This window comes from Micromonospora sp. URMC 106 (assembly GCF_051386395.1).
Taxonomy (GTDB): Bacteria; Actinomycetota; Actinomycetes; order Mycobacteriales; family Micromonosporaceae; genus Micromonospora.
Map to the genome: position 1 here is coordinate 45,928 of NZ_JBPQTP010000036.1, position 9,363 is coordinate 55,290.

Annotated in this window: 1 protein-coding gene; it reads right to left on the bottom strand. The window is 76.6% G+C overall.

Features of this window, described 5'->3' with window-relative positions; genetic code table 11:
- Positions 1 to 330: 330 nt before the first annotated feature.
- Positions 331 to 9,363: type I polyketide synthase (locus ACSNOB_RS14115; protein ID WP_436687056.1), on the bottom strand; the 9,033-nt coding region annotated here is incomplete at its 5' end.

A 9,363-nucleotide genomic window follows, 5' to 3' on the forward strand; every position in this document is an offset into this window, starting at 1 on the left:
CGGAAACAACCAGGCGACCCAATACCGTCCACAGACGCCACAAGCCGCGAAGATCAAAGCCCATTCAGCCGACCACGAATTGCCAGACAAAATGCGTTTCCGCGCACACCAGGTCTTACTTGCCGGAGGAAAGGTAATTGTCGCCGGACGGCGGTCACAACCCCTAGCGTGCCCCTACCGGTGCCCCTAGGAGACGGGGGCGCAGGCGGGGGCGAGTAGCCCTGCTGAGCGGCCCGGGACGCCGGCCGCGCGGGGTGCGGCCGGGCGGGTGCGACACCCCGCCCGGCCGGCTTCGCCGCGACCGCCGACAACGGTCGCGACCCACCATTTCTAAAGCCCCGGCAAATTGCCGCCGGGACCACCCAGCTCGCGGTGGATGAAATCGAAGATCTCGGCGTCCGTCGCGTCGTCGAGGGCGTGCGTGACCGGCTTCTCCTCGACGGGGCCACGGTCGTCGCCCCACCGGGCGACGAACGCCTGCAACTGCACCAGCAGCTTCTGCCGGGTCAGCCGGTCCGGCGCGCTGGCCGCGAAGACGCCGTCCAGCCGGTCCAGCTCCGCCAGCAGCGGGGCGGCCGCGGCGGCGCCGTCCTCGACCAGTTGGTCGCGCAGGTGCCGGGCCAGCGCCGCCGGCGTCGGGTAGTCGAACACCACGCTCGCGGGCAACGGCACCCCGGTGGCGGCGCGGAGCCGGTTGCGCAGCTCCACCGCCGTCATCGAGTCGAAGCCGACCTCCCGGAACGCGCGGTCCGGCTCCAGTCCCCCGCCCCCGGCGTGGCCGAGCACGGTCGACGCCAGGGTGCCCACCAGCTCGACGAGGATCCCCTCCCGCTCGCCGGGGCTCAGCGGGCGCAGCCGCTCCCGCAGCGCGGTCGCCGCCTCGTCGTCCGCCGGCTGGCGCACGTCGTCGGCGGGCAGCGCCGCGCGCGCCTCGGGGATCCCGGTCAACAGCGGGCACGGCCGCATCGACGCGAACGCCGGCACGAACCGGTCCCAGCGCACGTCCGCGACCACCAGCGCCGCCTCCTCGCGCAGCGCCTGCCCGAACGCCTCGACGGCCAGCTCCGGGGGCAGGCCCGGCAGGCCCCGCCGGCGCAGCTGCGCCAGCTCGGCCGACTCGGGCTCGTCCCGCCACGGCCCCCACGCCACGGCCGTGGCCACCAGCCCGCCGTGCCGCCGGTTGGCCGCGAGCGCGTGCAACAGCGCGTCACCCGCGGACTGGCCGGCCCGGCCACCCGCGCCCCACACGCCCGACGTGGAGGTGCAGAGCACGAAGGCGTCGAGCGGCCGGTGGGTCAGCTCGTCGGCGTACCTCGGGATGTCGCCCACGGTGGCGGCCAGGTCGGCGGCCAGGCCGGCGACGGTCAGCTCCGCCAGCGGCACCGACCCGGTCTCCGCCGGCACGTGGACGAGCGCGGTCACCGGCCGGTTCTCGGCGGCGAGCTGGTCGACCAGGTCACCGAGCTTGCCCGCCGCCGGCTCGGCCAGCGGGAGCACCTCCGCGCCCTGCCGGCCGAGCCAGTCGCTGGTGTGCCGGGCGAGGGCGCCGGCCCCGCCGGTGAGCAGGACGGTGCCGTGCGGGGTGTACCCGCCGTCAGCCGCCGGCCGGCCGGTGTACCGGACCAGGCGCCGGGCGTGCACCCCGGACTCTCGGACGGCGAGTTGGTCCTCCCCGTCGACGTTGGTGAGGGCGCCCGCCAGGGCCGCGTACGACGCCTGGCCCGCGCCCGCCGGCAGGTCGACGACCCCGCCGAGGTGGCGGGGGTGCTCCACCGCGGCGACGAGGCCGAGGCCCCACGTGGTGGCCTGCGTCGGATGGGCGACCGGTTCGTCGGCGACGGCGACGGCCCCGGTGGTGGCGAGCCACAGCGGCACGGGCGGCGCGGAGCGCAGGGTGTGCGCCTGCACGAGCAGCAGGTTCGCCGCCAGGCCGGTCGGCAGCGCGGTCTGCTCCGGGTGCGGGGCCTCGTCCAGCGCCAGCAGGGAGAGCAGCGCCGTCGGCCGGTGCGCCTCGGTGAGCCGGTCGAGGTCGGCGGCGAGGCCGTCGCGGGTGACCGTGGCGGGGTCGACGGTCAGCACGTGCGCCGTCGCGCCGCCGGCCGTGAGCCCGGCGACCACCCGGTCGGTGACCTGCTGCGGCGGGGCCACCACCAGCCAGGTGCCCGGGTCGCGGCCGGTCAGGGACCGGCGCTCCCAGGTGACCCGGTACCGCCAGCCGGCGAGGGTGCCGTCGAGGTGCTGGCGACGACGCCACGAGTCCAGTTCGGGCAGCAGGTCGCGCAGCGGCTGGTCCGGGTCGATGCCGAGCCGGTCCAGGTCGCCGTCGGTGACGGCCCGCCAGAACGCGTCGTCCACCGGGTCGGCGGCCGGGGTCGGGGTCGCGTCGAGCGTCGGCCAGTAGCGCTGCGGCCGGAACGCGTACGTGGGCAGCTCGGGCAGCCGCCGGGGGTCCGGACGCGGGCCGGCCAGCACGCCGAGCACCGCCGCCCAGTCGACGTCCCGCCCGGTGCCGTGCAGGGCGGCCAGCGCGGAGAGCAGGGCGGCCGGCTCGTCGGCGCCGGCGCGCAACGCCGCCACGGCCGTGCCGGCACCCTCGTCGGGCAGCAGGCCGGCGGTCATCGCGGTCAGCACCGCCTGCGGGCCGAGTTCCAGGAACGTGTCCACCCCCGCGCCGCGCAGCGCGTGGATGCCGTCGGCGTACCGCACGGCCGCCCGGACGTGCCGCACCCAGTAGTCGGGCGTGCGGATCTCGTCCGGGTCGGCGACCGCCCCGGTCAGGTTCGACACGATCGGCAGCAGCGGCGCGGCGAAGGTCAGCCCGTCGAGGACGGCCCGGAACTCGGCCAGCATCGGCTCCATCAGCGGGCTGTGGAACGCGTGGCTGACCCGCAGCCGGCGCGTCCGCACCCCGCGCTCCCGCCAGAGACGCTCCAGCCCGTCGAGGTCGTCGACCGCACCGGCGACCACCACGGAGGTGGGTCCGTTGACGGCCGCGACGCCGACCCGGTCGGTCAGCCCGGCCAGCGACGCGGCCACCGCGGCCTCGTCGGCGGCGACGGCGAGCATCCCGCCCCCGGCCGGAAGGGCCTGCATCAGCCGGCCCCGGGCGGCCACCAGCGTGGCGGCGTCCGCGAGGGAGAGCACCCCGGCGACGTGCGCGGCGGTGATCTCGCCGACCGAGTGCCCGGCGACGTACCCGGGCACCACCCCGAACGACTCGACCAGCCGGAACAGGGCCACTTCCAGCGCGAACAGCCCGGCCTGGGTGAACACCGTCTCGTCGAGCAGCGCGGCCTCGGCGCTGCCGCCGTCGGCGAACAACACCGGCTTCAGCGGCTGCGGCAGGTGCCGGTCCAGCACCCCGCAGACCTCGTCGAGGGCCGCCGCGAACACCGGGAACGTGGCGTACAACTGTCGACCGGCACCGGGCCGCTGGGCGCCCTGGCCGGAGAACTGGACGGCGAGGCCGCCCGAGCGCCGTTCGGCGGTGACCAGCGCGGGGTGGGGTTCCCCGCCGGCCAGCGCCCGCAGCGCGGCCAGCCGCGTCGCCCGGTCGGCGGCGACCACGGTCGCCCGGTGCCCGAGGTGGGCCCGGCCGTCGGCGAGCGCCCAGGCGACCAGGTCGGCCGGGTCGTCGCCCGCGGCGATCCGCTCGGCCAGCCGGCCCGCCTGGTCGCGCAGCGCGGCGGGGTCGGCCGCCGAGACCGGCCACGGCAGGTCTCCCCCGGCCGGCCGTTCCCCGGTCGTCGGGGCGTCCGGCTGCGGCGGCCGCTGCGGGGGCTGTTCCAGGATCACGTGGGCGTTGGTGCCGCTGATCCCGAACGAGGAGACGCCGGCGCGGCGGGGCCGGTCCGTGGCGGGCCAGGGCCGCGCCTCGGTGAGCAGCGCCAGCGCGCCCGACGTCCAGTCGACGTGCGGGGTCGGCGCGTCGACGTGCAGGGTCGCCGGCAGCACCTCGTGCTGCAGGGCCAGCACCATCTTCATGAGGCTGGCGGCGCCCGCCGCGGCCTGGGTGTGGCCGAGGTTCGACTTCACCGAGCCGAGCCACAGCGGCCGGTCGGCGGGTCGGCCCCGCCCGTACGTCGCCAGCAGCGCCTGCGCCTCGATCGGGTCGCCGAGGGTGGTGCCGGTGCCGTGCGCCTCGACCGCGTCCACGTCGTCGGGCGTCAGGCCCGCGTTGTCCAGCGCCTGCCGGATGACCCGCTGCTGGGCCGGCCCGTTCGGGGCGGTGAGGCCGTTGCTCGCGCCGTCCTGGTTGACCGCGCTGCCCCGCACGACGGCGAGGATCCGGTTGCCGTCCCGCTGGGCGTCGGAGAGCCGCTGGAGCAGCAGGACGCCGACGCCCTCGCCCCAGCCGGTGCCGTCGGCGGCCGCGGCGAACGCCTTGACCCGCCCGTCGGCGGCGAGGCCGCGCTGCCGGGAGAACTCGAGGAACGCGCCCGGCGTCGACATGACGGTCACGCCGCCGGCCAGGGCGAGGTCGCACTCGCCGCTGCGCAGCGCCTGCGCGGCCAGGTGCAGCGCCACCAGCGACGACGAGCAGGCGGTGTCGACGGTGACGGCCGGGCCGTGCAGCCCGAACGAGTACGCCAGGCGGCCGGAGACCACCGACGCGCCGTTGCCGGTGGCCTGGTAGCCCTCCACCTGGGACCGGGCGCCCAGCAGCAGCGTGGCGTAGTCCTGCCCGTTGGTGCCCATGAAGACGCCGGTGGCGGAGCCGCGTACCCGGTGCGGGTCGATGCCGGCGCGTTCGAACACCTCCCAGGTGGTGTGCAGCAGCAGCCGCTGCTGCGGGTCCATCGCCAGGGCCTCGCGCGGGTTGATCCCGAAGAACGCGGCGTCGAAGCCGGCCACGTCGGGCAGGAAGCCGCCGCTGCGGGTGTAGCTGGTGCCGACCCGCTCCGGGTCGCTGTCGAAGAGGGCGTCGAGGTCCCAGCCCCGGTCGGTGGGCATCGGCGTCACCGCGTCCACGCCGTCGGCCAGCAGCCGCCACAGCTCCTGCGGCGACGACACCCCGCCCGGGAAGCGGCAGGCCATGGAGACGATCGCGATCGGCTCGTCCGCCGGCGGCCGGGCCGCGGTCGCGCCGCCGGTGGCCGGGCCGCCGTCCGCTCCGACCACGATTTCGGTACGCAGGAAGCGGGCCAGTTCCGCCGCCGACGGGTGGTCGAAGACCACGGTCGACGGCAGGGTCAGTCCGGTGACCCGACCCAGCCGGTCCCGCAGCTGCACGGCGGCGAGGGAGTCGAAGCCCAGTTCCCGGAACGCCCGGCCGGCCGGCACCTGGTCGGTGGTGGCGTGGCCGAGGACGGCCGCCGCCTCGGCGCGGACGAGGTCGACGAGCAGCGCCTCCTGGCCGGTGGCCGGCAGCGCCGCGAGCCGGGCCCGCAGCCCGTCGGTGGCCGCGGCGCTCTCCGGCCGCTCCGGCTCCTCGGCGACGGCCGGGGCGACGCGGTCGAAGAGGTGACTCGGCCGCGCGGCGGTGAACGCCGTGACGAACCGGGACCAGTCGACGTCGACGATCACCGGCGCCGCCTCCGGGGCGTTCACCCAGCGGCCCAGCGCGGCGACGGCGGCGTCGGGCGCGAGCGGGCTGAACCCGCGGCGGCGCAGGCCGTCCGCGGTCTCCCCGGCGGCCATGCCGTCCTCCGCCCACGGGCCGTAGGCCAGGGCGGTGGCGGGCAGGCCCGCCGCCCGGCGGGCGGCGACGAGGGCGTCGAGCAGGGCGTTGCCGGCCGCGTAGCCGGCCTGCCCGCCGCCGCCCCAGACGCCGGCGACCGAGGAGAAGACCACGAACGCGTCGAGGTCGCGGTCCCGGCAGGCGGCGTCCAGGTGCGCGGCGCCGAGCACCTTCCCGGCCAGGGTGTCCGACAGCTCGCCGTCGGTCACCTCGTAGGCCGGGGTGGTGCCGCCGGACGCGCCGGCGGTGTGCACGACGGCGGTCAGCTCCGGCAGCCCGGCGACGAGCGCGTCGACCGCCGCCCGGTCGGTGACGTCGCAGGCCACCACCCGCACCGCGCCCAACTCGTCGACCAGCTCGGCCGCGCCGGGCGCGTCCGGGCCACGCCGCGACGCCAGCACCACCTCGTCGGCCCCGTTGGCCAGCAACCACCGGGCCACGTGCCGACCCAGCGCACCCGTACCGCCGGTCACCAGCACCGTGCCGGCGGGCCGCCAGCCGGGGCTGGCGGGCGGCGCGGCCGGGACGAGCCGCCGGCCGAAGAGGCCGTTGCGGCGCACCGCCACCTGGTCCAGGGTGCCGTCGGCCAGGACGGCGACGAGCGCGGCGCGGGTGCTCCGGTCGCCGCGGGCGGGCAGGTCGACCAGCCCGCCCCAGCGGTCCGGCTGTTCCAGGGCGACGACCCGGCCGAGTCCCCAGGCCTGGGCCGCCCAGACGTCGCCGGCTCGCTCCCCCGCCGTGACCGGCATCGCGGTCCGGCTGAGCGCCCACACCCGGCCCGGCAGGCCGGTGTCGGTCAGCGCCCGGGTGAGGGTGAGCAGCACCGCCGTGCCGGCGGAGAGCGCCGGCGTGTGCGCCAGGGGCTGGTCCTGCCGGGGCAGGACGCAGAGCACCCCGGCCCAGCCCTCCGCGCCGGTCCGGCGCAGCCGCTCGGCCAGGTCGGCCCGGGTGAGGGTGGGCGGCACGGCCAGCGTGTCGACCTGCGCCCCCGCCTCGGTGAGCGTCCTCGCGGCGCCCGCGTCGGCCCCGCTGTCGACGGTGACGACCAGCCACCGCCCGGACAGCCCGGCCGCCGGGGCCGGCCGCACCGGCTCCCACACGACCCGGTACGACCACCCGTCGAGCGTGGTGTCCCGGGACCGGGCCTGCCGCCAGCGCGAGAGGACCGGCAGGGCCGGGCTGAGGGCGTCCAGGGCCTCGGCGTCCTCGCCGAGTTCGGCGGCGAGGGCGGTGAGGTCGCCGCGTTCGACGGCGGCCCAGAAGTCGGCGTCGCCGCTGTCCGGGACGGTCGGCGCCGTGGGCGTGCCCTCGGGCCAGTAGCGCTGGCGCTGGAAGGCGTACGTGGGCAGGTCGACCCGCCGCGCGCCGGTGTCGGCGAACCACTCCCGCCAGGTGACCGGCATTCCGTGCACGTGCAGCTCGGCCAGGGCGTGCAGCAGCGCGTGCGCCTCGGGCCGGTCCCTGCGCTGGACGGCGACGGCCAGCACGGCGTCGTCGTCGGGCAGGATGTCCGCGGCCATCGCGGTCAACACGCTCTGCGGGCCGACCTCCAGGAACGTGTCCACCCCGGCGGCACGCAGGGCGGCGATGCCGTCGGCGTAACGCACCGCCTCGCGGACGTGCCGCACCCAGTACTCCGGGCTGCGAATCTCCTCGGCGTCGGCGAGGGCGCCGGTCACGTTGGACACGATCGGCAGCACCGGCGCCGCGAACGCCAACCCGTCCAGGACCGTGCGGAACTCCGCCAGCATCGGCTCCATCAACGGGCTGTGGAACGCGTGACTGACGGTGAGGCGGCGGGTCCGCGCACCACGCTCCCGCCACATCTGCTCCACCTCGTTCAGGGCGTCGAGCGCACCGGACACCACAACGGAGGTCGGCCCGTTCACAGCAGCGATGCCGACCCGGTCGGACAGGACGGCGATCGACTCGACCACCGCCTCCTCCGAAGCGGCGACCGCCAGCATCCCGCCGCCGGCGGGCAGGGCCTGCATCAGCCGGCCCCGCGCGGCGACCAGCTGGCACGCGTCACCCAGGGACAGCACCCCCGCGACATGCGCGGCCGCGATCTCACCGACCGAGTGACCGCCCACGAAGTCCGGCACGACCCCGAACGACTCCACCAGCCGGAACAACGCCACCTCGACCGCGAACAACCCCGCCTGCGTGAACACCGTCTGATCCAGCAGACCCGCCTCCGGGGTGCCCGCCTCGGCGAACAGCACCTCCCGCAGCGGACGCGGCAACAACGGATCGAGCTGCCCACACACCTCGTCCAGGGCGGCGGCGAAGACGGGGAACGCTTCGGACAGTTCCCGGCCCATGCCCGCGCGCTGCGCGCCCTGGCCCGAGAACAGCAGCGCGAGCTGCCCCTGGGCGGCAGCGGAACCGGTGACGACGGCGCCGGAGGACTCGCCCGCGTCGAGGGCTCGCAGGGCGGAGAGGAGGCTGTCCCGGTCGGCCACCAGCGCGACGGCGCGCTGCTCCAGCGCCGGCCGGGTGGTCACCGAGGACCAGGCCATGTCCAGCGGACGCATGGCCTCGTCGGCCGTCAGCGATCGCGCCCATCGTCCGGCCTGCGCGGCCAGCGCCGCCTCCGACCGCGCGGACAGCAGCACCGGCACCACCGGCGGCACGCCCCGGGCGACGACCTCGCCCTCGACGACGTCCGCCGGCGGCTGCTCGATGATCACATGCGCGTTCGTGCCGGAAATCCCGAACGACGACACCGCCGCCCGACGCGGCCGATCCACCGCCGGCCACGGCGTCGGCTCCGTCGCCAACACCACCGCACCCGCCGCCCAGTCGATGTGCGGCGACGGCTCGTCCACGTGCAACGTCGGCGGCACCATACCGTGGCGCATCGCCAGCACCATCTTGATCACACCGGCCACGCCGGCCGCGGCCTGCGTGTGCCCGATGTTCGACTTCACCGAGCCCAGCAGGAGTGGCCGCTCCCCCGGCCGGTCCTGCCCGTACGTGGCCAGCAGCGCCTGCGCCTCGATCGGATCACCCAACGTGGTGCCGGTGCCGTGCGCCTCCACCGCGTCCACGTCCGCCGGGCTCAGGCGCGCGTTGGCCAGGGCCTGCCGGATCACCCGCTGCTGCGACGGACCGTTCGGCGCGGTCAACCCGTTCGACGCGCCGTCCTGGTTCACCGCCGTACCCCGCACCACCGCGTAGATCCGCCGGCCCTCCCGCTGCGCGTCGGAGAGCCGCTGCACCAGCAGCACGCCGACGCCCTCGGACCAACCCGTGCCGTCGGCCGACGCGGAGAACGACTTGCACCGGCCGTCCGGGGACAGACCCCGCTGCCGCGAGAACTCGACGAACGTGCCCGGCGTCGCCATCACCGTCACACCACCGGCCAACGCCAGGTCACACTCCCCGCTACGCAGCGCCTGCGCGGCAAGGTGCAGCGCGACGAGGCTGGAGGAGCAGGCGGTGTCCACGGTGACCGCCGGGCCTTCGAGGCCGAACGTGTACGCGACCCGACCCGACAGCACGCTGCCCGAGGTTCCCGTGCCGACGTAGCCCTCCACCTCGGTCGGCAGATCCATGAGCCGGGAGGCGTAGTCGTGGTACATGACGCCGGCGAACACGCCCGTCCGGCTGCCCCGCAACCGCTGCGGGTCCAGCCCGGCCGACTCGAACGTCTCCCACGAGGCCTCCAGCAGCAACCG